We start from the raw sequence: 23487 nt of genomic DNA, 5'->3' as shown, positions 1-23487 counted from the left end.
CAACCGATTGCCAGGAGGGATGCCGGCCAGCAGCCGGCACGACCATCAGGCCACCTGCACGATGTGCAGCGCCTTCGGGTTGCGCCACTGCGCCAGCAGGGCAGCCTCGCGCGCCTTGGCCTGTTCGTAGTGCGCTTCCTTGACGTGGCCGAAGCCGCGGATGTGCTCGGGCACGCTGGCGATCTCCACCGCCAGGGCCAGGCGGCCGTCCTCCAGGCCATCCAGCAGCAGCTGCACGGTGGCTTCGTAATCGGCGATCAGCTGGCGCTCCATGCGCCGCTCTTCAGTACGGCCGAATACATCCAGGCGGCCGCCACGCAGGAACTTCAGCTTGGCCAGCAGGCCGAAGGCCTTGAACATCCACGGGCCGTATTCCTTCTTCAGCAACCGGCCCTGCTCGTCCTTCTTCGCGAACAGCGGCGGCGCCAGGTGGAAGCGCAACTGGTAATCGCCCTCGAACTGCTGCTGCAGGCGGCGCTGGAAGTCACCGCTGGTGTACAGGCGGGCCACTTCGTACTCGTCCTTGTAGGCCATCAGCTTGAACAGGTAGCGGGCGACGGTCTCGGTCAGCGCAGTGGAACCGCCGATGCGCTTGGCCTCGGTGGCGCGCACGCGTGCCACCAGATCACGGTAGCGCTTGGCATAGGCAGCGTCCTGGTAATCGACCAGGAAGGCGGCGCGACGCTCGATCATTTCGTCCAGCGAACGCGACAGGCGTGCGTCGTCCAGCGGCAGGAATGCCACGTCGCCACCGTGCGAGGGCAGGCCACGCAGCTCGCGTTCGTCGCCGGTGTTGCGCGGTGCCGCGGTCGCACCCCATTCATTGCCTTCCCACTCGCCCGGCGGCAGCGGGTGCAGCGGGCCGGGGGTGGACTCGGTATCGGTGTGGCGGTTGCGCACCAGGCCGGCGGCCTGCTGCACGGCCTGCGGGTCGACCACGGCCAGGCGGCCCCAGGCAAAGGCCTGCTGGTTCATCGCCACGGCGGCGCCATTGAGTTCGATGGCGCGCATCAGCGACTCGAACGACAGCGGCACCAGGCCCTGCTGCCAGGCGTAGCCGAGGATGAACAGGTTGGCGGCGATGGCATCGCCCAGCAGCGCGGTGGCCAGCTGGGTGGCATCGAGCAGCAGCGGCTCCTGGCCGCCCAGGGCTACGCGCACACCGGCGATGATGTCGGCGGCGGGGAACTGCATGTCCGGACGGGTGGTGAACGTGCCCGGCATCGCTTCGTAGGTGTTCAGCACCACCTGCGAACGGCCGGCGCGCACCTTCGAAAGCGCCCAGTAGTCGTTGACCACCACCATGTCGCAGCCCAGCACCAGGTCGGCTTCACCGGCGGCGATGCGCACGGCGTGGATGTCATCCGGGCGGCGTGCGATGCGGATGTGCGTGGTCACCGCGCCACCCTTCTGCGCCAGGCCGGTCTGGTCGAGCACGGTCGCGCCCTTGCCTTCCAGGTGGCCGGCCATGCCCAGCAGTGCACCGATGGTCACCACGCCGGTACCGCCGACGCCGGTGATCAGGATGTTCCAGGGCTGTTCCAGGGTGCCGCGGATGGTCGGTGCCGGCAGGTTGTCCAGCAGGGTGGAGGCGTCGCGCTTGCTGCCCTTGCGTGGCTGGCCACCGTGCACGGTGACGAAGCTCGGGCAGAAACCATTCACGCAGGAATAGTCCTTGTTGCAGTTGGACTGGTCGATCTCGCGCTTGCGCCCGAACTCGGTTTCCTTCGGCAGCACCGACACGCAGAAACTCTTCTTGCCGCAGTCGCCGCAACCTTCGCAGACCAGCGAATTGATCAGCACCCGCTTCTGCGGATCTTCCAGCTTGCCGCGCTTGCGGCGGCGACGCTTCTCGGTGGCGCAGGTCTGTTCGTAGATCAGGATCGAAACACCCTTCACTTCGCGCAGGCGCTTCTGCACCTCCTCCAGTTCGCTGCGGTCGTGGAACTCCACGTCGCTGGGGAAGTGCTCGCGCTGGCCGGTCCACTTGCCGATGTTGTCCGACAGCACCACGATGGTGTGGATGCCTTCGGCGCGCATCTGCCGTGCGATGTCGGGCACGCTCAGCGGGCCGTCCACCGGCTGGCCGCCGGTCATCGCCACCGCGTCGTTGTAGAGGATCTTGTAGGTGATGTTGACGCCGGCCGCGACCGCCTGGCGGATCGCCAGCGAGCCGCTGTGGAAATAGGTGCCGTCGCCCAGGTTCTGGAACACGTGCGGGGTATCGGTGAACGGCGCCTGCCCGGCCCAGGTCACGCCTTCGCCGCCCATGTGGGTGAAGGTGTCGGTGCTGCGGTCCATCCAGGTCACCATGTAATGGCAACCGATGCCGGCCAGTGCCCGCGAGCCTTCCGGCACCTGGGTGGAGGTGTTGTGCGGGCAGCCCGAGCAGTAGTGCGGCACGCGCGGGAAGCTGGCGCGCGGCAACGCAAGCTCGGCTTCCTTCTGCTGCATCCACTGCAGGCGTTGTTCAATGGATTCGTTGTTGAAGAACTTCTGGATGCGGCGGCCGATCACGCCGGCGATGGTCGCCGGGGTCAGTTCGCCGGTGGACGGCAGGATCCATTCGCCACTCTCGTCGTACTTGCCGACGATGGACGGGCGCTGGCCCCAGCTGGCCGGCCAGTTGAAGAACTGTTCCTTCATCTGGCGCTCGATGAAGGCACGCTTCTCCTCCACCACGATGATGTCTTCCAGCCCCTGCGCGAAGCGCGCGATGCCCTGCGGCTCCAGCGGCCAGGTCATGCCGACCTTGTACACGCGGATGCCGATGTCGGCGCACGCCGCTTCATCCAGGCCCAGGTATTCCAGCGCCTGCAGCACGTCCAGGTAGCTCTTGCCGGTGGTGACGATGCCCAGCCGCGCGCGCGGCGCATCCATCACCACCTTGTCGATGCCGTTGGCGCGGGCAAAGGCCTGCGCGGCCTTCACCGCATAGCGGTGCAGGCGCATTTCCTGGTCCAGCGGCGGGTCCGGCCAGCGGATGTTGAGGCCGCCCGACGGCATCTCGAAGTCTTCCGGCAGCACGATGCGGCGCGCCATCGGATCGACCTGCACCGACGCCGACGATTCCACCGTCTCGGCGATCGTCTTGAAGCCGACCCAGCGGCCGGTATAGCGGCTCATCGCCCAGCCCAGCAGGCCCATGTCGAGGATGTCCTGCACGCCGGCCGGGTTCAGCACTGGCATCATCGCGCTGACGAACTCGTCCTCGCTGCCATGCGGCAGGGTCGAACTGCGGCAGGCATGGTCATCGGCGGCCAGTGCCAGCACGCCACCATGGCGCGAGGTGCCGGCCGCATTGGCATGCTTGAACACGTCGCCGCAGCGGTCCACGCCCGGTCCCTTGCCGTACCACATGCCGAACACGCCCTGCACGTTGGCGCCGGGGAACAGGTTGGTCTGTTGGGTGCCCCATACCATGGTGGCGCCCAGGTCCTCGTTCAGGCCGGGGGTGAACTTCACCTTGGCCGCTTCCAGATGCTTGCGCGCGCGCCACAGTTCCAGGTCGAAGCCACCCAGCGGGCTGCCACGGTAGCCGCTGACGAAGCCGGCGCTGTCGATGCCTTCGGCGGCGTCGCGCAGGCGCTGCATCAGCGGCAGCCGCACCAGCGCCTGCACGCCACTCAGGTAGATCCGCCCCTCGTTGCGGGTGTACTTGTGGTCGAGCGTGTAATCACGGTCGAGCAGGTCGGCGGAGGAGGGCGAAGTGAGTTGCGCGGTACTGGTCATGGCTGGCCCGGTAGGATCGGCTGGCACCGGCCGCGTGCAGGCACGCGGCGGGAAAGGCGCGAATTGTAGCAGCGGGGCCGTGGTGGGCCCGGCACTCGCGCCCGCGCCGCTGCTGGGGTTAGGATCGGGGCGAGAGAGGGAGGCTGCGGTTGTGCAGCCTGGGGAGAAGGGATGTCAGTTCCAGGAAAGATCCTGGCCAGCGTGCTGCTGGCCTCGGGAGCGGCCACGGCGTGGGCCGCGCCGGCCATGCCGGCACCACAGGAGTTCTACTTCGACAGCGACCTTGCGGCGGCACCGATGGTGGTGATGCAGGGCGAAGGCGATGAGCTGGTCACCCAGCTGGTGAGGCTGCGCGAGCGCGGCCGGCGCGCGGTGGAAGCCACCGTGCAGCTGGCTTCGGTGGCCAGCACCCAGGGCCGTGCCGAGCTGGCCGACCAGCTGTATGGCGAGGCCCTGAAGGAGGCGCCGGCACAGAGCAGCGCGGGCCGCAGCGTGCGTTGGAACTATGGCTGGGACCTGCTGCGCCAGGGCAAGCCGGAGGCGGCGCTGGAGCAATGGTTGTCGTCGGCCGGCAATGCGCGCAGCAAGCCCAGCTGGGTGCCACCCACGTACGCGCTGGCCCTATGGCGGATGGGGCAGAAGCAGGAGGCCGTGCAGTGGTATGCCGCAGCAGTGCGTACCGAGCCGTCGCAATGGAGCACCAGTGCCAATTACGCGCAGCTGCTGCCGCAGTGGCGCGAGGATGAGCGCGCGTCGTTGGCCGAAGTGCAGCAGGCCTGGGCGGCGGCCCCGCCTGCGTGGCCCTGAGGGAGGGGTTCGGCCGGGTTCACGGCGTCCCCCGCGAATCCACCCCGCCCGGCCAAGCGCGGCTTTTGATGTTCAAAGCCAACCAGCCGCCACGAGGGGCTGCGCCGTTCGCGGGAAACCTCAATCGTCCGCGGAAACCGTCCGCCCCGACGCCCATGCCCGCAGTGCCTCGACCTGCTCGGCCATCAGCACCGACAGCGGCCGCGTCGCACGGATCTCGTTCATCAGCAGCTCGGTATCCAGTGGCCGCCCTTCGGCGTGCGCCGCATACAGCCCGGCCACGATCGCCTGCTCGATCTCCGCACCTGAGAAACCATTCGCCGCGGCCGCCAGCGCCGGCAGCGCGAAGTCGTCGGCATTGAGCTGGCGCCGACCCAGGTGCAGCCGCAGCAGTTCCACGCGCACCTCCGGCGAAGGCAGGTCAACGAAGAAGATCTCGTCGAAGCGGCCCTTGCGCAGCAGCTCGGCAGGCAGCTCGTGCACCTGGTTGGCAGTGGCCACGATGAACACCGGTGCCTTGCGCTCGGCCATCCAGGTCAGCAGATGGCCCAGCACGCGGCGTGACACGCCACCGTCCTCGCCACCGCTGGCCAGGCCCTTCTCGATTTCATCCATCCACAGCACGCAGGGCGCCAGCTGCTCGGCCGAGGCCAAGGCCTGGCGCAGGTTGGCCTCGGTCTCGCCGTGGTACTTGTTGTACAGCGCGCCCACGTCCAGGCGCAGCAGCGGTACGCCGAAACCGGCGGCGGTGGCCTTGGCCAGCATCGACTTGCCGCAACCCTGCACGCCCAGCAGCAGCATGCCGCGCGGTGGGTCCAGCCCGGCCGGTGCGGAGCCAGCGATGAACGCCACACGCCGCTGGTTGATCCAGCGCTTGAGCCGGTTGGCGCCGGCCACGTCGCCGAACCGCGCGCTGTCATGCTCGAAGAACAGGTGGCCGCTGCGGTTGAGCAGCTCGAACTTCAGCCGTGCCAGCTGCGGCAGGTCGTCGTCGCGCAGCGCGCCGTCGGCGTAGATCAGCTGCCGGGCGATGCGCCGGGCATCGACCAGGCTCAGGCCCTGCAGGTTCTTCAGGATCTTCTTCACCGCCTCGCTGTCGACTTCGACGCGGCGGCCGCCGTGTTCGCGGGCGTAGGCATCGGCCTCCTCGCGCAGCATCTTCAGCAGGGCGTTGGCATCGGGCAGGCGCGGGTTGAAGCGTACCGCCAGCGCTTCCAGCTCGGCCGGCAGTTCGACCTTGGCGCCGATCAGCACCAGCACGTGCGGTTCGCTGTGGCGGCGCTGGATCAGGTCGCGCAGGGCGCGCTGGTGGCTGGCATAGCCCAGGTAGGGGTGGAAATCGAGCAGCAGGTAGACCCCGCGCTGCCCGGCCTGGCGGATCATCTGCAGGGCCGCGCTGGCGTCGGGTGGCCCGGCCGGCGGATCTTCGCTGTCCAGGTCGATGCGGCGCAGGCCCTCGGTGATCGACCACCGGTGCAGCGCCCGCCAGACGTGCATCAGCGTCTGCCGGAACAGGTCGACGATGCGACCCTCGTCCTGGGTCTCGATCACGATCAGGGGGGTGTTGGCGCGGATCAGTGCGCTCAGGTCCTGCAGCTCGCTCATGCCGGTTCGATCCTTCGGGGGCGCCACGATAGCAAAGGCGATGGCCGCAGGTTCAGCGCGGTGCTACCTCCCGTCACCACCGCCGGTGTACGCTCGGGGCACGTACCCGGAAGCGAGGCTGGCATGAAGACGATCCTGGTGGCCGGTTCCAAGGGCGGGGTGGGCAAGACCACCGTCGCCACCCACCTGGCCGCGTACGCGGCATTGCAGGGCAGGGCCACGGTGATCGCCGACGCCGACCCTCAGGGCTCCAGCACCCGCTGGGCGCAACGGCGGGCCGGGCTGGAAAGCGCGGTGCTCCCCATTGATGTGTATCGGAAGAAGCAGTGGGCGCAGAAGCTGCCCGATGGCACCGAAACCGTCATCATCGACGCACCGGCGGGCGCGTTGGCCGACGATATCCCCCATTTCCTTGACGCTGCCGACGCGGTGGTGGTGCCGGTGCTGCCCTCGGCGCTCGACATCGAAGCCATCGTCGGCTTCCTCAACAGCCTGGCCCAGAACCCGCGGGTGCACAGCCGCAAGCTGCCGGTGGGGCTGGTCCTCAACCGCACCAAGCCCTGGACCCAGACCTCGCAGCAGGCGTTGCAGATGCTGGCCGAATGGCCGTACCCGGTGGTCGCGCAGCTGCGTGACAGCCAGAGCTACGTGGTCATGACCGGCCTCGGCCGCAGCCTGTTCGACTACCGCTCGGCCCAGGTGCGGGAGCATCAGGCCGACTGGGAGCCGCTGCTGTCCTGGCTCAAGCTTTGATGCCTGCGTCACTCTTCCTGCTGCATCCTCTTCTTCATGGAAACCCGCGATGCGTGAACTGATCCTGCTGCGCCATGCCCATGCCGAACCGGCTACCCCCGGCCAGGCCGACCTCGACCGGCCGTTGTCGCCGGTGGGGCTCGCCGAAGCCGAAGCCGCCGGCAAGTGGCTGAAGGAGAACAACCTGCTGCCGGACTGCGTGCTGTGCTCACCGGCGCGGCGTACCCGCGAAACCCTGGAAGCCGTGCTCGGCACCATCGGCTACGTGGAAAAGCGCCTGGAAGACCGCATCTACGAAGCCACCCCCGGCACCCTGGCGGCATTGGTGGACGACCGCCGTGATCTCGACCGGGTGCTGATCGTCGGCCACAACCCGGGCCTGGAGCGGCTGGTGGCGTTGATGACCGAGGGCACCAGCAGCGACTACCGCGGCATGCCGCCGGCCGGCATCGCCGTGCTCGGCTTCCCGCGCGAGGCCTCGATCGAGCCAGGCGTGGCCAGCCTGAACGCATTCTGGTGGCCGTGATCCGATGAGCCTGGCGCGGCGCAGCCGCTATCTGCTGCCCGCGCTGCTGGCACTCGGCCCGGCCTGGGCGGCCGTGCCCACGCCGACCACCCTGCCACCGGTGGTCGCCGAAGCGCACCGGGTAATGCGCCTGGATACCCAGCGTTCGCAGATCGGCTTCGAGGTGCGCACCCGTTTCGGGCAGCGTATCGAAGGCCTGTTCCCGCACTTCGAAGGGCGCATCGAGATCCTCTCCGACGGCCGCCACCAGGTGCACCTGAAGATGTTCACGCGCTCGGTCGAGATCCCCGGCAAGGCGCGCTATACCGGGTGGATGCGCGGCGAGGAGTTCTTCGATGCCGGCCGCCATCCGGTGGTCGAGTTCGACTCGCTGCCGTACTGGCCGGAAACCGTGGAGAGCGGTGGCGACATCAACGGCCGGCTGACCCTGCGCGGGATCAGCCACCCCGAGACACTGAAGGTCGAGAAGGCGGAGTGCGCCCGACCCGGCTATGATTGCGACGTCGTCAGCCGCGGTACCGTGCAGCGAGGCCGGTATGGCATGGACAGCTGGCAGCTTGCCTTGAGTGACCGAGTGACTTTCGTATTGCGTGCGCGCCTGAGCGAGGCGCCGAAACCGTGAACCTCCTGCTGCGTGTACTGGCGCTGGCAACCGTGTTGCTGGGCAGCGGTTGTGCATCGCTGTCGAATGCCGAGCGCGACCGCGCCGAGGCAATTGCCGTGCAGGCACGTTCGACCGTGGTCGACTGCCAGCGTGCAGACCGCTGTGCACAGGATTCGCCGCTGCGGGCGCTGGCCGGCCGGGCGTTCACCGAATCCACCCCGGAACGACCGCGCCACTACGCCACCCTGCTCGATGAGGGCGAGGGCGCCCTGGTCGCACGCCTGAACCTGCTGCGCAGCGCCACCCGCAGCATCGACCTGCAGACCTACATCTTCGACAAGGACGACAGCGCCCGTCTGGTCATCGACGAACTGCTGGCCGCATCGCGGCGCGGGGTGAAGGTGCGGCTGCTGATCGACCAGCTCTCGGCGATCTCCGACCTGCAGATCCTCGGCGCCCTGTCCGGCGCCCACCAGAACTTCCAGCTGCGGGTCTACAACCCGACCTTCGGCAAGGCCCGGCTGAACTACTTCGACTATGCCGGCAGCGTGCTGTGCTGCTTCCGCCGGTTCAACCAGCGCATGCACAACAAGCTGCTGGTGATCGACGATGCGATCGGCGTGGTCGGTGGCCGCAACTACCAGGACGACTATTACGACTGGGACCGCGAGTACAACTTCCGCGACCGCGATGTACTGATCGCCGGCCCGGAAGCACGTGCGATGGCGGCCAACTTCGACGCGTTCTGGCGCGCACACCGCAGCGTGCCGGCCGAGCGCCTCAACGACGTGGGCCGCACGTTGCTGCGCGAGGGCGTGCCAACGCTGCCGCCGGCCAGCTTCCGCCGCCCGGAACGGGTACAGCGGGTCAGTGCCGAAGCCAACGACATCGAGTTCGTCACCCGTTCCTTCGTCGATACCGCGCTACCGGTGGCTTCGGTGCGCTACGTGGCCGATCTGCCACGCAAGCATCGCCGCGAGAAGGCCGATGCACCGCTGGCCGGCCAGCATGTGACCGAGCCCCAGCTGGATGCGCTGATCGCCAGTGCGCAGAAGGAAGTGATCCTGCAGACGCCGTACCTGGTACTGTCCAAGCCGGCGCAGAAGCTGTTCCGTGAACTGCGCAAGCGCCCGCAGCCACCGCGCGTGGTGGTGTCCAGCAACAGCCTGGCGGCGACCGACAACCCGATCGTGTATGCGTTGTCGTACAAGTACAAGCGGCGCAACATGCGCGAACTGGGCTTCAACATCTTCGAATACAAGCCGTTCCCGCTGGACGCGCCGGTTGACTACCGCAACCTGCTGCCCGACCCGATCGCTGCGCCCGGGGGGGAAGACGAGGGCGGTCGCAATCCGCTGATCGGTGGCAGTGCTGCCGGCAGCAACGCACGCGGTGGCAGCAGCAGTGGTTCGGATGCCGGCAGCAGGCAGGGCCCGTTGAATCGCCACAGCGATGGTGCCTACGACAACGCACGCGCACGCCGTCGCGCCGCCGGCAGCGAGGTGGAAACGCGCCTGCTGCGCACCGAGACGCGGCCGTCGTTCCTGGGCAGCAAGGCGGTCAACAAGCCGTTGCCGGTCACCCGCAAGGGCGCGCGCATGGGCCTGCACGCCAAGTCGCTGGTGGTCGACCGCCGCATCGGCGTGGTCGGCACCCACAACTTCGATCCGCGCAGCGAGAACTACAACACCGAAGGCGCGGTGATCATCGACGACCCGGTTTTTGCCGAGGAACTGGCGCAGAGCATCCTGCGTGACACCCACCCACAGAACTCCTGGACGGTGGCGCCACGGGCCAAGCCACCGGTGCTGTCGGGGCTGAACTACAGCGTCGGCAAGGCCTCCGAAGCGCTGCCCATCCTTGATTTCTGGCCCTGGCGCTACGCCACCGACTACGAGTTCAAGCCCGGCCCGGAGTGCCCGCAGCCGCTGCCGCGGCAGGATCCTGATTTCCATCGCTGCTACGTCGCCGTCGGCGACTTCCCCGAAGTCAACGTCGGCCCGAAGTGGCTGCTGGTGCGCATGCTGACCGCATTCGGCGCCGGTCTCGTTCCCATCCTCTGAAGGTACCCGCATGGCCCAGGTGTTCCGCGAAGCCGTTTCCATCGAGCAGCTCAACGCGCTCAGCCGCAACACGGCGATTGAATCCCTGGGCATCGTCTTCAGTGCCGCCGGCGAGGACTGGCTGCAGGCCACCATGCCGGTGGATGAGCGCACCCGCCAGCCCTACGGCATCCTGCACGGCGGTGCCTCGGTGGTGCTGGCCGAGACCCTGGGCAGCAGTGCCGGCAACCTGTGCGTGGATACCGGCAAGCAGGTCTGCGTGGGCCTGGAGATCAATGCCAACCACGTGCGTGCCGTGCGCTCGGGCACGGTCACCGGCACCGCCCGCGCGCTGCACGTCGGCCGCAGCACCCAGCTGTGGGAGATCCGCATCGAGGACGAGCAGGGCCGCCTGGTATGCATCTCGCGGCTGACCCTGGCGGTGGTGGCTGCCGGTCACGGCTGAGCCCCCCTGGGGCTCGTTGACGGCAGCGGAACCCAGCGTTCCCCGCCGATTGCCCCGGTCGATGGCGGTTATGGCCTAAATCGGCTGGCAGCGATGACGGCCCTCCGGTATCGTGCGCGGATGACTTCCCCCACTCCGGCCCCCCGTGGCGGCGTGGCGCGTGTGTGCCGTTACCTGTACCGCGTACCGCTGCTGTTGGTCCACATCATCGTGTTCCTGCCGCTGATCCTGATCGGCATGCTTCCGCCGTGGGGCGAACTGCGCGTGGGCGAGGCGACCTTCGGCGCCAAGGTGGTCAACTGGTGGCAGGGCGGGCTGATGTGGATCTTCGGCTTCCGCCTGGTGCAGGTCGGCGCGCCGCTGCCCGGAGCCGTGCTGTTCGTGGCCAACCATGTCAGCTGGGTCGATATCTGCATCCTGCACAGCCAGCGCATGATGGGCTTCGTCGCCAAGCGCGAGATCGCCAGCTGGCCGCTGGTGGGTTGGCTGGCCGCGCGTGGCCAGACCATCTTCCACCAGCGTGGCAACACCGAATCGCTCGGTGGCGTGATGCAGGTGATGGCCGACCGCCTGCGCAAGGGCAAGGCCGTGGGCGTGTTCCCGGAAGGGCGGACCCGCGGCGGTCACGAAGTGGGCCCGTTCCACGCCCGCATCTTCCAGGCCGCGGTCGAGACCGGCGTGCCGGTGCAGCCGGTGGCCCTGGTGTACGGGGCGAAGGGCGACGCGCAGACCATCGTCGCGTTCGGTCCGAACGAGAGCTTCTTTGCCAATTTCCTGCGCCTGCTCGGCGAGCCGGCGCGACGTGCGGAAGTGCACTTCCTGGCGCCGATCGGTGCACAGGACCTGGAAGGCCGTCGGCGCATCGCGGAAACCTCGCGCGCGCGCATCGTGGCGGCCATGAGCGCCGGGTGAGGCTGCGGTGGCCCTGATCCCGCCACCTGTCCTGGACGCCGGTACGCCGACGCTGCATGCGGCTGACTATCAGCCGCCGCGCTGGCTGCGCAATCCGCACCTGCAGTCGATGCTCAGCTCCAGCCGCATGCGCCTGCAGCGCGGCCTGCTGCTGCTGGCGGCCACCGGTGCGGTCAGCGAAGAGCTGATCCTCGATGGTGGTGATGGCGTGCGCCTGCAGGGCTGGCACAGCCATGTCGAAGGCCGCGAGCCCAAGGGCATCGCGCTGCTGCTGCATGGCTGGGAAGGCAGTGCCGAATCCAGCTACATGCGCATGGCCGCCGCGCGCATGATCGAGCAGGGCTTCGACGTGGTGCGGCTGAACTTCCGCGACCACGGCAACACCCATCACCTGAACCCCGGCATCTTCCACTCCAATCTCATCGATGAAGTGGTGCACGCCGCGGGCGATATCGCCCAGCGCTGGCCGCAGCTGCCGCTGGTGGCCGCCGGTTATTCGCTGGGTGGCAACTTCGTGCTGCGCCTGGCCCTGCGCGCGCCGGCGGCCGGCGTGCCGCTGCTGCGCGTCGCCTCGGTGTGCCCGGTGCTGGACCCGGCGCTGACGATGGAGAGCATCGAGAACGGCCCGGCGATGTACGACTGGTACTTCCGCCGCAAATGGGCCGGCTCGCTGCGCCGCAAGCGCGATCTGTTCCCCGAGCTGAGCGACTGCGACGACCGCGTGCTGAAGCTGGACATCCGCGCGCTGACCGCCTGGCTGGTCGAGCGCCACACCAGCTTCGGTTCGCTGCAGGCCTATTTCGACGGCTACTCGATCGCCGGCGACCGCCTGTCGTCCCTGCAGGTACCGGCCGACATCCTGATGGCGCAGGATGACCCGGTGATTCCGTACGCGACCTTCAGCAACTGGCAGCTGCCGGGCCAGGCGCGCCTGGAAACCGCCTGCTGGGGCGGCCACTGCGGGTTCATCGAAAACTGGCGCGGCGACGGCTTCTCCGAGCGCTGGGTCGCCCAGCGCCTGCAGCGGGTCCTGCAGGCCTGAACCGGCGACAGCGCGCAGCCCGCTACAATGCGGCTTTGCACTTGAACCGGACTGCCATGCAAGACCAGATCATCCAAGCGTTGCGCCAGAACCAGGCCGACCAGGCCGTGCAGCTGGCCCAGGCGTGGACCCGTGACGAACCCGGCCAGGCCAACGCCCACCGCTGGCTGGCGCTTGCGCTGCAGCAGCAGGGCAACGCCGAGGAGGCGATGGAGGCCCTGCAGCAGGCGCTGCGGCTGGCCCCGGACGACGCCCAGCTGCACCTGCAGCATGCCGGCCTGCTGCTGGCACTGCGCCAGTTCGAGGGTGCCGACGAAGCACTGGTGCGCACCACCGGCCTCGATCCGAACTCGTTCTCCGCCTATCTGATGCAGGCGCACCTGGCGATCGGCCGCAATGACTTCGACGAAGCGCAGCGCATCTCCACCCTGGCCGCGCGCGTGGAGCCGGACCATCCGGAACTGCTGACCATCGACGGCATGGTTGCACTGCGCCGCGGTGACGCCGACCGTGCACTGGCGCTGCTGTCGGCTGCCAGCAAGGCACTGCCGGACGATACCCGCGTGCTGTACGCGCTGGGCTTTGCCTACCTGGGCAAGGACATGCTGGCGTTTGCAGAGCAGTCGTTCCGCCGCGTGCTGGAACTCAATCCGTCGCTGTCCTCGCTGCATGGGCTGGTGGTGCAGCTGGCACTGCGCCAGGGCAACGTACCGGCCGCCGCCGAAGCGATGCAGGTGGCCCTGCAGCAGCCGGAGATGGACGTACCGTCGATGCGACGCCTGGCGGGTGAACTGTCGCTGCGCAATGGCCAGCCGCTGCAGGCCCTGGACTACCTGCTGCCGCTGCTGGAGACGCAGCCGGAAGACCGCCAGGTGCTGCAGCTGCTGCTGATGTCATGGCAGCGCCTGGGGCGCGAGGATGAAGCGCGTGCACGCCTGGATGCGGTACTGGATACCAATGACCAGCTGCACGATGTGTGGCTGGCACGCCTGGCCATCGAGCAGGTGGGCAGCGAAAGCGCCGTGACCGCGGTCGAGCGCTGGATGGCGGCGATGCCCGCGCATCTGCCGGCCCTGGAGGCGCGCCTGCGCCTGCATGACATGGCCGGCGAACATGCTCAGGCCGAAGCGATCGCCGAACGCATCGTCAGCCTGGAACCGGGCCGCGTCAGCGGCGAGACCCGGCTGGTCGAAGGCCTGCTGCAGCGCGATCCCGCCGCCGCCGTGGCCCGCGTGCAGGCGCTGATCGAGCTGGCGCCGGAAGAGCATCGCGCCGACCTGCGGACGTGGATGGGCGAGATCCAGGACCGCGCCGGGCAGCCGCAGGACGCCCTGCGCACCTGGCTGTCGCTGCAGGCTGACCAGGCGCCGCAGCGCTTGCCACTGCCGCCACAGGCCAAGTCCCCGCCGAGCTGGCCGGACAAGGGCAGCATCGACGGCGATGCCAGCTCCGCGCCGATCTTCCTCTGGGGCCCGCCGGGTTCGGGCGTTGAGCGGGTGGCGACCGGCCTGGCTGCTGCCAGCCCGGTGCTGCGCAGCGACCGCTACACCAACACGCCGCCCGATGATGCGTTCCAGAACTACAACACGCTGCAGGACCTGGCCTCAGGCGTGCTGACGCCGGAGCGGCTGGTGCAGCGCTGGCGTGAACAGCTGCCGGCACGTGGCCTGCAGAGCGACACCGTGATCGACTGGCTGCTGTGGTGGGACAACGCCCTGCTGTGGGCGCTGCGCCCGCAGCTGCCGCAGGGCCGCCTGGTGCTGGTGCTGCGCGACCCGCGCGACATGCTGCTGGACTGGGTGGCCTACGGTGCCGCCGCGCCGCTGGCGATGACGTCGCTGGCCGAAGCCAGTGAATGGCTGACCCGCGCGCTGACCCAGATCGCCACGCTGCATGAAGACGACCTGTACCCGCACGTGCTGCTGCGCATCGACCAGATCGGCAACGATCCGCAGGCGATGGCCGAACTGCTGGGCCGCCTGTTCGAGCGGCCGATGCCGCCGGCGGCACAGCTGGGAGCCCCGCGCCTGCCGGCCGGCCACTGGCGCAACTACCGCGACGTGATGAGCGCCGCCTTCGCCCAGCTCACCCCGGTTGCGGTGCGCCTGGGTTACCCGGAAGAGTGAGGAGAGTCCGATGCAGTTGACCAGCCACAGCCTGACCAACGGCGCACCGATCGATCGTGAGTTCGCCGCGGGCGACGCCAACGGTTTCGCCCCGGACCGCAACCCGCACCTGGCCTGGAGCGGGGCGCCGGCCGGCACCCGTTCGTTCCTGCTGGTATGCGTGGACCCGGACGTACCGACCGTGCCGGAGACGGTTGGTCGCAGCGACATGAGCGTGCCGCGCGACCAGCCGCGCTGCGATTTCGTGCACTGGGTGATGGCCGATATCCCGGCCACGGTGCAGGAGATCGCCGCTGGCAGCTGCAGCGACGGCTTCGTGGTGAAGGGCAAGCCCGCACCCGCCGGCCCGGCCGGCAGCCGCCAGGGCCTGAACGACTTCACCGGCTGGTTCGCGGGCAACCCGGACATGGCCGGTGATTACCTGGGCTATGACGGCCCGTATCCGCCGTTCAACGACGAGCGCATGCACCGCTATTTCTTCCGGGTATTCGCGCTGGACGTGGCGTCGCTGGACCTGCCGCAGCGCTTCACCGCCGCCGACGCGTACCGCGCCATGCACGGCCACGTGCTGGCCGAAGCCGCACTGCACGGCACCTACACGTTGAACCCGGCGCTGGGCTGAGCAGCACACAGGGAAGATGCCGGCCAGCGGCCGGCGCTACCTTCCATCCGCTTGCAGCGCCGCCGGTTCGAACACTGCGGTGTCGCCCCTCGCGTTGCGCAGCACCAGCGCGCCGCGGTCGTCAAGCGCAAGCGTCGGTGCCGAGCCTTCGCCGTGCATCAGCTTTCCGGCGAGCTTCTGCTGCGTGGGCAGTCTCTGATCGACGCATAGCGCTGTGGTCTGCACGCCGTTGCGCAGGATCAGCAGGTTGCCCTGCAGCCGGTACTCGTTGCTGACGTGGTTGCACAGGTTCAACTCGCTCATGAAACCGGACTGGAAGCGCAGTGTGTAGGGCGCGCGACCGCGGACGAACAACGCGTCGATGCGCTTTCCTTGCACGTTGGTGGCACGCACCAGTTGCCACAGGTGTGCTTCAAGCTGATCGGTGCTGGGCGTGCTGGCAGCGGCCACATTCGCGGACATGGCCAGCAGCGCAGCAATGATGAGGACGGGGACGTGCTTCATGCCGATCTCCCGATGCATCCGGGTAGTGCCGGCCGCTGGCCGGCAGCATCCGTGTGTTGGCAGTGCCGCGCACGGCAGCCGGCCAGCGGCCGGCACTACCGACCATGAAGAAGGGCGGCCTCTCGGCCGCCCTTCCATCGCTTTATTTCTTCTCGATGGCCGACTCGACCACCATGTCCAGCACGTACGCCTGCGACGGCGCATCGGCCGGCGGGTTCTTCACCTCGTAGCGCTTGACGCGCACCACGTTGCGCACGCCGTCTTCGTGGGTGTAACCCTCGATGTTGCCGTAGAAGTTCTCGAACTTGCCCGGCTCGCCCTGCTTCAGGCCCTTGTCGTCGAACTTCACTTCGCGCACCTGCAGGCACTGGTAGTCCGGGATCAGCGGGTGCGAGCACTTCTCGGTCTTCGCAGCCACTTCCAGGAACACGGTTTCGCCTGCGCCGCCGTAGCGGGTTTCAGCGGTCGGTTCCGGGTTGAACACCAGCACGTCGCCCTTGGCGGTGGTCAGGGTCAGCTTGCCATCGGCATCCTGCTCGGCCTTCAGCTCGCCCTGCAGGCGGCTCGACACAGCCTCGTCCAGCGCCATCAGCGCCTTGTCGTTGCAGGCCATCATGGTCGAGGCCATCGCACTGACCGTCAGCTTGCCGTCGGCCAAGGTGTAGCCGCCACCCATGTGGTTGCAGGCGTTGCTGACCGACAGGCGGCCATCAGCGAAGTCCAGGGTGACCGGCTTGTCCTCGCGGGCGAACAGCGCGTCGATGCGCTTGCCGTCGGCGCCGGTGGCCTGCTGCAGCAGCCAGTGCTGGCTCTGCAGGCGCTGCGCATCCAGGTGCGCCAGCGTCTGCTGGTCTGCTGCCTTGGCCGCGGCCGGGGCCACGTCGTCGCCGCCGGTGCCGGCCGGTGCCGGGGTCTGGCTGCAGGCGGCCATCAGGGCCAGCGGGAGGAGCAGGGTGAGCTTGCGGTTCATGGTGATTCTCCTTGGGGAACCGTGGGGGAAACGGGGTAGGGCCGGCAACGGGGTTGCCATGCCCCGGTGCTGTTCAGCTGCCGGACGGCAGCCACAGCAGCAGCGCCGCGCCCAGCGCGATGCGGTAGATGGCGAAGGCGGTGAACCTGTGCGACTTGATGTAGCCCATCAGCCACTTCACTACGACGAAGCCGGTGACGGCCGCGGCAAGGAAGGCCACGCCCACGTCGGTCCAGTTCTCGCTGCCCAGCTGCCCAGCCTTGGCCATTTCCAGGAAGGTGTAGGCGCTGGCGGCGAACATGGTGGGAATGCCGACCAGGAACACGAACTCGGCGGCGGCCGCGCGGCGGCTCAGGCCCAGCAGCATGGCCAGGAAGATGGCCGAGGCCGAGCGCGAGGTGCCGGGGAACACGCCGGCCACGACCTGCGCCAGGCCGACGCCGATCGCCACCGTCCAGGTCACCTGGTCGCGGTCGGGCAGGCGCGCGGTGTAGGCCTCCACCAGCAGCATCCAGACGCCACCGATGATCAGCGCCCAGGCCACCGGGCTGACCGTTTCCGGCAGCGACCAGCCGGCCTTGCGTACCACCAGGCCGACCACCGCGGTGACCAGGAACGCCGCGCCCAGCTTGAACACGTACTCGCGGTTCCCGCGCTGGTTGAAGCCGGTGGCCAGCTGCAGCAGGCGCTGGCGGAACACCAGTACCACGGCCACGATGGCGCCGGCCTGGATGACGATGTTGAAGAAGTCCGAACGGGCACCCAGCCAGTGCTGGGCGATGAGCAGGTGGCCGGTGCTGGAGATCGGCAGGAACTCGGTCAAGCCTTCGAGGATGCCCAGCAGCAGGGCGGAGAGCAGGTCGGACATGGACGGTGCGTGCACGCGCGGCGGAAGGAAGAAGGGCGAGAGGATAGACGATCCGCGCTGCACCAAACGGGTGCGTCTGGTGGTCGGTGCACTCGTTTGGTGCGCCGCGTTCTGCACCCGCACGGGGCGGCCTTCATGAAATCAATGACTTGCGGCATCTGAAAAGTTGGCACGGTCGTTGCTCTACCTCAGCAGGCATTCATCCCCATCCGAGGTCGTACCGATGTCCGTGGAAAACGTTGAGAAGCTGATCAAGGACAACCAGATCGAATTCGTCGATCTGCGCTTTGTCGACATGCGTGGTGTCGAGCAGCACGTGACCTTCCCGGTCAGCATCGTCGAACCGTCGCTGTTCGAAGAAGGCAAGATGTTCGATGGCAGCTCGATCGCCGGCTGGAAGGGCATCAACGAGTCGGACATGGTGCTGCTGCCGGATACCGCCAGCGCCTACGTCGACCCGTTCTACGCCGATCCGACCATCGTGATCAGCTGCGACATCCTCGACCCGGCCACCATGCAGCCGTATGGCCGTTGCCCGCGCGGCATCGCCAAGCGCGCCGAGGCCTACCTGAAGTCCTCCGGCATTGCCGAAACCGCGTTCTTCGGCCCGGAGCCGGAATTCTTCATCTTCGACTCGGTCCGTTTCGCCAATGAAATGGGCAACACTTTCTTCAAGGTCGATTCCGAAGAAGCCGCCTGGAACAGCGGCGCCAAGTACGACGGCGCCAACAGCGGTTACCGTCCGGGCGTGAAGGGCGGCTATTTCCCGGTTCCGCCGACCGACACCCTGCACGACCTGCGCGCCGAGATGTGCAAGACCCTGGAACAGGTCGGCATCGAAGTGGAAGTGCAGCACCACGAAGTGGCCACCGCCGGCCAGTGCGAGATCGGCACCAAGTTCAGCACCCTGGTGCAGAAGGCCGACGAACTGCTGCGCATGAAGTACGTGATCAAGAACGTGGCGCACCGCAACGGCAAGACCGTCACCTTCATGCCCAAGCCGATCGTCGGCGACAACGGCAGCGGCATGCACGTGCACCAGTCGCTGTCCAAGGGCGGCACCAACCTGTTCTCCGGTGACGGCTACGGTGGCCTGAGCCAGCTGGCGCTGTGGTACATCGGCGGCATCTTCAAGCACGCCAAGGCCATCAATGCCTTCGCCAACTCGGGCACCAACAGCTACAAGCGCCTGGTGCCGGGCTTCGAAGCGCCGGTGATGCTGGCCTATTCGGCCCGCAACCGTTCGGCATCGTGCCGCATTCCGTGGGTCTCCAACCCGAAGGCGCGCCGTATCGAAATGCGCTTCCCGGACCCGATCCAGTCCGGCTACCTCACCTTCACTGCGCTGATGATGGCCGGCCTGGACGGCATCAAGAACCAGATCGACCCGGGCGCACCGAGCGACAAGGACCTGTACGACCTGCCGCCGGAAGAAGAGAAGCTGATCCCGCAGGTCTGCTCCTCGCTGGACCAGGCGCTGGAAGCGCTGGACAAGGACCGCGAGTTCCTGAAGGCCGGTGGCGTGATGAGCGATGACTTCATCGACGGCTACATCGCGCTGAAGATGCAGGAAGTGACCAAGTTCCGCGCGGCCACCCACCCGCTGGAATACCAGCTGTACTACGCCAGCTGACCGGATGCGATGGCGGTGGGTTTCCCCCTCCCACCCGCCGCCATCGCTTCCGTTTTCGCGGCTGGGGAGCCGCAAGGCGGGCGCAGGCCCGCCGTTGTAGAGCGGACTGTCAGTCCGCTGCATTGGAACGTGGGCCTTTGGCCCGCTTATCCAGGGGCAAGAGAGAGACCGGATACGCGACCAGGGCCGCCCTCCCTCCCGCGTCAGTCGTGCAAGGAGAGAGGCACGGCCGTCCCGGCCCTGTACGTGTCCGGTGCAACAGCCACGGTCATCATCCTGATGACCCGTGGTTGCCTGATGCCAACGCGCGCTGGCGCGCTGGCCCCATCCACCATCGGGACATGCGCATGAAACTGATCTCCGCCATCATCCGGCCGTTCAAGCTCGACGAGGTCCGCGAGGCCTTGTCCGACGCAGGCGTATCGGGCATTACCGTGACCGAAGTGAAAGGCTTCGGCCGCCAGAAGGGCCACACCGAGCTGTATCGCGGCGCCGAGTACGTCGTCGATTTCCTGCCCAAGATCAAGATCGAAACCGTAGTCACCGACGAGCGTGCCGATGCGGTGATCGAAGCGATCCAATCGTCGGCAGGCACCGGCAAGATCGGTGACGGCAAGATCTTCGTCACCGCCGTCGAACAGGTCATCCGCATCCGCACCGGCGAAATCGGTGCCGACGCGCTGTAACCCCCTTCCGGAGACTCCCCCATGAAGATGCGCCTTCTCACCGGGTGGCAAGCCCGGTTCCATATCGTGTGCCTGTTGATGCTGCTGAGCGCGCTGGCCGCGGGTGCCTGGCCGGGCAATGCCCACGCCCAGGCGCAGGTGTCGCCGCTGCCGAGCGAAAGCGTGGCCGTTGAGCCGCTGCAGGACCCTGCAGCTGCAGCCGCTGCGCCGGCCGTGGCCGAAGCGGCCGCCGCCTATGATCATGGCGACGTGGCCTGGATGCTCACCTCCACCCTGCTGGTGCTGCTGATGGTCGTGCCGGGCCTGGCCCTGTTCTACGGCGGCCTGGTGCGTTCGAAGAACGTGCTGTCGGTACTCAGCCAGATCCTGGTGGTGTTCTCGCTGGTGCTGCTGCTGTGGGTGGCCTACGGCTACAGCGCGGTGTTCAGCGCGGGCAATCCGTTCTTCGGTTCGTTCACCGAGTTCGCCTTCCTCAAGGGCTTCACCCCCGAGTCGGTCGGCAACACGCCGATCAAGGGACTGCCGGACTATCTGTTCGTCGCGTTCCAGTCGACCTTTGCCGGCATCACCACCGCGCTGATCGTCGGTGCCTTCGCCGAGCGCATCAAGTTCCGCGCGGTGCTGCTGTTCTCGGCGCTGTGGTTCACCCTCAGCTACATTCCGATGGCACATATCGTCTGGGGTGGCGGTTACCTGGGCGAGCTGGGCGCGATCGATTTCGCCGGCGGCACCGTGGTCCACATCAATGCGGGCGTTGCTGGCCTGGTGGCTGCCTGGTTTGTCGGCAAGCGCCTGGGCTACGGCCAGACCGCGCTGAAGCCGCACAACGTGCCGTTCACCTACATCGGCGCGATGCTGCTGTGGGTGGGCTGGTTCGGCTTCAATGCCGGTTCCGCTGCCGCAGCCGATACCGTGGCCTCGCTGGCCTTCCTCAACACCGTGCTGGCCACCGCCGCCGCCGTGCTCGGCTGGACGCTGGTGGAAGCAATCAGCAAGGGCAAGCCATCGGCACTGGGCGCTGCTTCGGGTGCGGTGGCCGGCCTGGTCGGCATCACCCCGGCATGTGGCACGGTCGGCCCGCTCGGCGCGATCGTGATCGGCTTCGTTGCCGGCGTGGTCTGCGTCTGGGGCGTCACGGGCCTCAAGCGCCTGCTGAAAGTGGACGACACCGCCGACGTGTTCGGTGTGCATGGTGTCGGCGGCATCGTCGGCGCGATCCTTACCGGTGTGTTCAGTGCACAGTCGCTGGGTGGTACCAAGGCGGATCTGGATATCGCGCACCAGGTCTGGGTGCAGGTGGTCAGCGTCGGCCTCACCGTGGTGTGGTCGGCGTTGGTGACGACGCTGATCCTGCTGGTAGTGCGCAGCGTGGTCGGCCTGCGCGTGACCGAGGAAGCAGAGCGCACCGGCCTGGATGTCACCTCGCATGGTGAGTCGGCTTACGAGGCCTGACGGGCTTCACGGTTTCAAAGGTACCCCGCCACTGCTGCGTCGCCTGCAGTGGCGGGGGCCGGGCACAGGTTTCCCCAGTGCCGCAGGCATCTGTCGGCGTACTGGCGGACCTGCGCTGGGTCGGGTGTAGATCCGGGGCGCCGCCCGCTGGCGGAACGCCGTCCGTCGGACATCACATTTTGCCCGGATGGGCTGGGCCGGCGGCAGTTTGCCGGCTCTGTTTCCTGCCACGCGATTCCCTTACAGTGCTGCCTCTTCCAGCCGCATCTTCGTCGGTCTGGCAGCCATCTGCAGGGAACAGGACATCGTGGAACAGGGACGTAATGTACGCAGCCGCGCGTTGCACTGGCGGTTGTCCGTGGGCGTGGCACTGGCCATCGCCGGCTTCCAGGCACCGGCCGGGGCGCAGGTCGTGTCACCGGAGCAGGAGCTGCTCCGGCAGCAGGAGCGCGAACGCGCGCTGCGCGAACAACAGGAAGCCACGCCGGATGTCCGGCTGCAGCCGGCTACTGAAGACCTCGGCCATCTGCCGGTGGACGAATCACCCTGTTTCACCATCAACCGCATCGAGCTGCAGGGTGACCAGGCCGACCGCTTCCGCTGGGCACTGGCGGCAGCCGATCCGCGCAGCGACCCCGCCACCGGGCGCTGCCTGGGTACCGCCGGCGTGGACATCGTGATGAAGCGCGTGCAGAACGCGATCATCGAGCGCGGCTACGTCACCACCCGCATCCTGGCCGCACCGCAGGACCTGAAGACCGGCATCCTGACGCTCACGGTCGTCCCGGGCCGCGTCAATGCCATCCGCTTTGCCGACGGCGCAGGCCGCACCCCCGCCCTCTGGAACGCGGTGCGGGTGGCACGCGGCGAAGTACTGAACCTGCGTGACATCGAACAGGCGCTGGAAAACCTGCAGCGCGTGCCGACCGCGCAGGTGGACATCCAGATCGCGCCCCCGGCCGATGGCGCGGCGGCCAAGCCGGGCGAGAGTGATCTGGTGATCAGCTGGCAGCAGGCGCGCCTGGTACGGGTCAACCTGACCCTGGACGATGCCGGCAGCCAGTCCACCGGCAAGATGCAGGCCGGCACCACGGTGTCGGTGGACAACGCGGCCGGCCTCAGCGACCTGTTCTACATCAACGTGGGCAGATCGGTGTTCAACGGCAGCGAGCGTGGCACCGACAGTTGGGCAGTGCATTACAGCGTGCCGCTGGGCGGATGGCTGCTGGGCGCCAACGCCAGCAACTTCGACTATGAGCAGACCGTTGCCGGCGCATTCGAGAATTACGTCTACAGCGGCTCCAGCCGCAACGCCGAGCTGCGCCTGACGCGCATGCTGTTCCGCAACGCGCGCGCCAAGACCAGCATGTACGCGCGCGGCTGGTACCGCGAATCGGACAACTTCATCAACGATACCGAGATCGAAGTGCAGCGCCGCCGCATGGCGGGCTGGGAACTGGGCCTGGGCCACCGGCACTTCATCGGCAAGGCGACGCTGGATGTGAACCTGGCATACCGCAAGGGGACCGGCGCCTTCAACGCGCTGCGCGCACCGGAAGAGGTCTTTGGCGAAGGCACGGCGCATGGCCGCATCTTCACCGCCGATGCGCAGCTGGTCGTGCCGATGCAGTGGGGCCGCCAGAGCCTGCGCTACACCAGCAGCTGGCGTGCGCAGTGGAACCGCTCGCCGCTGGTACCGCAGGATCGGTTCTCGATCGGTGGCCGCTACACCGTGCGTGGCTTCGATGGCGAAATGTCGCTGACCGGCGAGCGCGGCTGGCTGCTGCGCAATGAAGTGGGCGTACCCCTGGGCAGTGGCGTGGAGGCCTACGTCGCGGTCGATCACGGCCGCGTCGGCGGTCCGTCCACGGCCCGGTTGCTCGGCGACCGGCTCACCGGTACCGCGCTCGGCCTTCGCGGTGGCACCCGCCACATCAACTGGGATGCCTTCGTCGGCAGCCCGTTGTCCAGGCCGCGCGGCTTCCAGACCGCCTACACCACGTTCGGAATGAACATGGGCGTCTCGTTCTGACGCCTGCGCATGGCCGGCCTGCGCTGCCTGCAGCGCGGCCAACACGATGCGGTACCGCGCAGCCCGCTGCGCACACCACCCAACAGCACCGAAAGGAATCAGCGC

General features: G+C 67.9%; 19 protein-coding genes. 14 read left to right on the top strand and 5 right to left on the bottom strand.

Translation table 11 applies throughout. The features are described 5' to 3' along the window. Positions 1–45: 45 nt before the first annotated feature. Positions 46–3732, bottom strand: coding sequence for an indolepyruvate ferredoxin oxidoreductase family protein (locus AC5P6X_RS13630; protein WP_088435748.1), 3687 nt, complete (start codon positions 3730–3732; stop codon positions 46–48). A 171-nt stretch (positions 3733–3903) separates the two neighbouring features. On the opposite strand from AC5P6X_RS13630, the gene AC5P6X_RS13625 reads away from it, so the two are divergent. Continuing rightward, a complete protein-coding gene (locus tag AC5P6X_RS13625) occupies positions 3904–4539 on the top strand; it encodes a tetratricopeptide repeat protein (RefSeq protein WP_076738897.1) in 636 nt (211 codons plus the stop codon). A 120-nt stretch (positions 4540–4659) separates the two neighbouring features. Here AC5P6X_RS13625 and AC5P6X_RS13620 read toward each other — a convergent pair whose 3' ends face one another. Continuing rightward, positions 4660–6144 (bottom strand): AAA family ATPase, encoded by a 1485-nt coding sequence (locus AC5P6X_RS13620; protein WP_005411847.1) that lies wholly within the window; start codon positions 6142–6144, stop codon positions 4660–4662. Positions 6145–6267: 123 nt separating this feature from the next. On the opposite strand from AC5P6X_RS13620, the gene AC5P6X_RS13615 reads away from it, so the two are divergent. The 9 genes from AC5P6X_RS13615 (at position 6268) to AC5P6X_RS13575 (ending at position 15237) form a co-directional block, all read left to right on the top strand. Then, positions 6268–6897 (top strand): nucleotide-binding protein, encoded by a 630-nt coding sequence (locus AC5P6X_RS13615; protein ID WP_005407538.1) that lies wholly within the window; start codon positions 6268–6270, stop codon positions 6895–6897. Between the two features lie 49 nt (positions 6898–6946). Beyond that, positions 6947–7423 carry a SixA phosphatase family protein gene (locus tag AC5P6X_RS13610; RefSeq protein WP_005407539.1) on the top strand — a complete coding sequence of 159 codons (477 nt, stop codon included), beginning with the start codon at positions 6947–6949 and terminating at the stop codon, positions 7421–7423. Between the two features lie 4 nt (positions 7424–7427). Next, on the top strand, positions 7428–8045 hold the full coding sequence (locus AC5P6X_RS13605) for a YceI family protein (RefSeq protein WP_005407540.1): 618 nt from the start codon (positions 7428–7430) through the stop codon (positions 8043–8045). Next, the gene (locus AC5P6X_RS13600) at positions 8042–10090 is read left to right on the top strand and encodes a phospholipase D family protein (protein ID WP_099604816.1); all 2049 of its coding nucleotides are present in this window, start codon (positions 8042–8044) and stop codon (positions 10088–10090) included. Before AC5P6X_RS13605 ends, AC5P6X_RS13600 begins: the two co-directional genes overlap by 4 nt. A 10-nt stretch (positions 10091–10100) precedes the next feature. Further along, a complete protein-coding gene (locus AC5P6X_RS13595; RefSeq protein WP_005407542.1) occupies positions 10101–10535 on the top strand; it encodes a hotdog fold thioesterase in 435 nt (144 codons plus the stop codon). 120 nt (positions 10536–10655) lie between these two features. Then, complete coding sequence (locus AC5P6X_RS13590) at positions 10656–11447, top strand: lysophospholipid acyltransferase family protein (protein ID WP_099604817.1); 792 nt, start codon at positions 10656–10658, stop codon at positions 11445–11447. Between the two features lie 52 nt (positions 11448–11499). Next, on the top strand, positions 11500–12489 hold the full coding sequence (locus AC5P6X_RS13585; RefSeq protein WP_024956257.1) for a YheT family hydrolase: 990 nt from the start codon (positions 11500–11502) through the stop codon (positions 12487–12489). 56 nt (positions 12490–12545) lie between these two features. After that, positions 12546–14615, top strand: coding sequence for a tetratricopeptide repeat protein (locus AC5P6X_RS13580; protein ID WP_099604818.1), 2070 nt, complete (start codon positions 12546–12548; stop codon positions 14613–14615). Positions 14616–14625: 10 nt separating this feature from the next. Continuing rightward, complete coding sequence (locus AC5P6X_RS13575) at positions 14626–15237, top strand: YbhB/YbcL family Raf kinase inhibitor-like protein (RefSeq protein ID WP_005407546.1); 612 nt, start codon at positions 14626–14628, stop codon at positions 15235–15237. 36 nt (positions 15238–15273) lie between these two features. On the opposite strand, the gene AC5P6X_RS13570 is transcribed toward AC5P6X_RS13575, so the two are convergent. From AC5P6X_RS13570 to AC5P6X_RS13560, 3 genes are all read right to left on the bottom strand, one after another. Continuing rightward, positions 15274–15741 carry an META domain-containing protein gene (locus AC5P6X_RS13570; RefSeq protein ID WP_049449734.1) on the bottom strand — a complete coding sequence of 156 codons (468 nt, stop codon included), beginning with the start codon at positions 15739–15741 and terminating at the stop codon, positions 15274–15276. A 142-nt stretch (positions 15742–15883) separates the two neighbouring features. Then, a complete protein-coding gene (locus AC5P6X_RS13565) occupies positions 15884–16711 on the bottom strand; it encodes an META and DUF4377 domain-containing protein (RefSeq protein ID WP_005411853.1) in 828 nt (275 codons plus the stop codon). 73 nt (positions 16712–16784) lie between these two features. Next, a complete protein-coding gene (locus tag AC5P6X_RS13560) occupies positions 16785–17579 on the bottom strand; it encodes an undecaprenyl-diphosphate phosphatase (RefSeq protein ID WP_024956253.1) in 795 nt (264 codons plus the stop codon). A 223-nt stretch (positions 17580–17802) separates the two neighbouring features. Here AC5P6X_RS13560 and glnA point away from each other — a divergent pair, with 223 nt between their 5' ends. From glnA to AC5P6X_RS13540, 4 genes are all read left to right on the top strand, one after another. Continuing rightward, a complete protein-coding gene (gene glnA / locus AC5P6X_RS13555; protein ID WP_005407550.1) occupies positions 17803–19212 on the top strand; it encodes a type I glutamate--ammonia ligase in 1410 nt (469 codons plus the stop codon). A 347-nt stretch (positions 19213–19559) separates the two neighbouring features. Next, positions 19560–19898, top strand: coding sequence for a P-II family nitrogen regulator (locus AC5P6X_RS13550; protein ID WP_004134334.1), 339 nt, complete (start codon positions 19560–19562; stop codon positions 19896–19898). Positions 19899–19919: 21 nt separating this feature from the next. Further along, positions 19920–21350 (top strand): ammonium transporter, encoded by a 1431-nt coding sequence (locus AC5P6X_RS13545; protein WP_099605661.1) that lies wholly within the window; start codon positions 19920–19922, stop codon positions 21348–21350. A 307-nt stretch (positions 21351–21657) separates the two neighbouring features. Next, a complete protein-coding gene (locus tag AC5P6X_RS13540) occupies positions 21658–23382 on the top strand; it encodes a ShlB/FhaC/HecB family hemolysin secretion/activation protein (protein ID WP_329755827.1) in 1725 nt (574 codons plus the stop codon). Positions 23383–23487 lie beyond the last annotated feature (105 nt).

The sequence above is a fragment of the Stenotrophomonas sp. YJH_SMC_40 genome, assembly GCF_059368615.1.
This window is presented reverse-complemented; position numbering and strand designations above follow the sequence as displayed.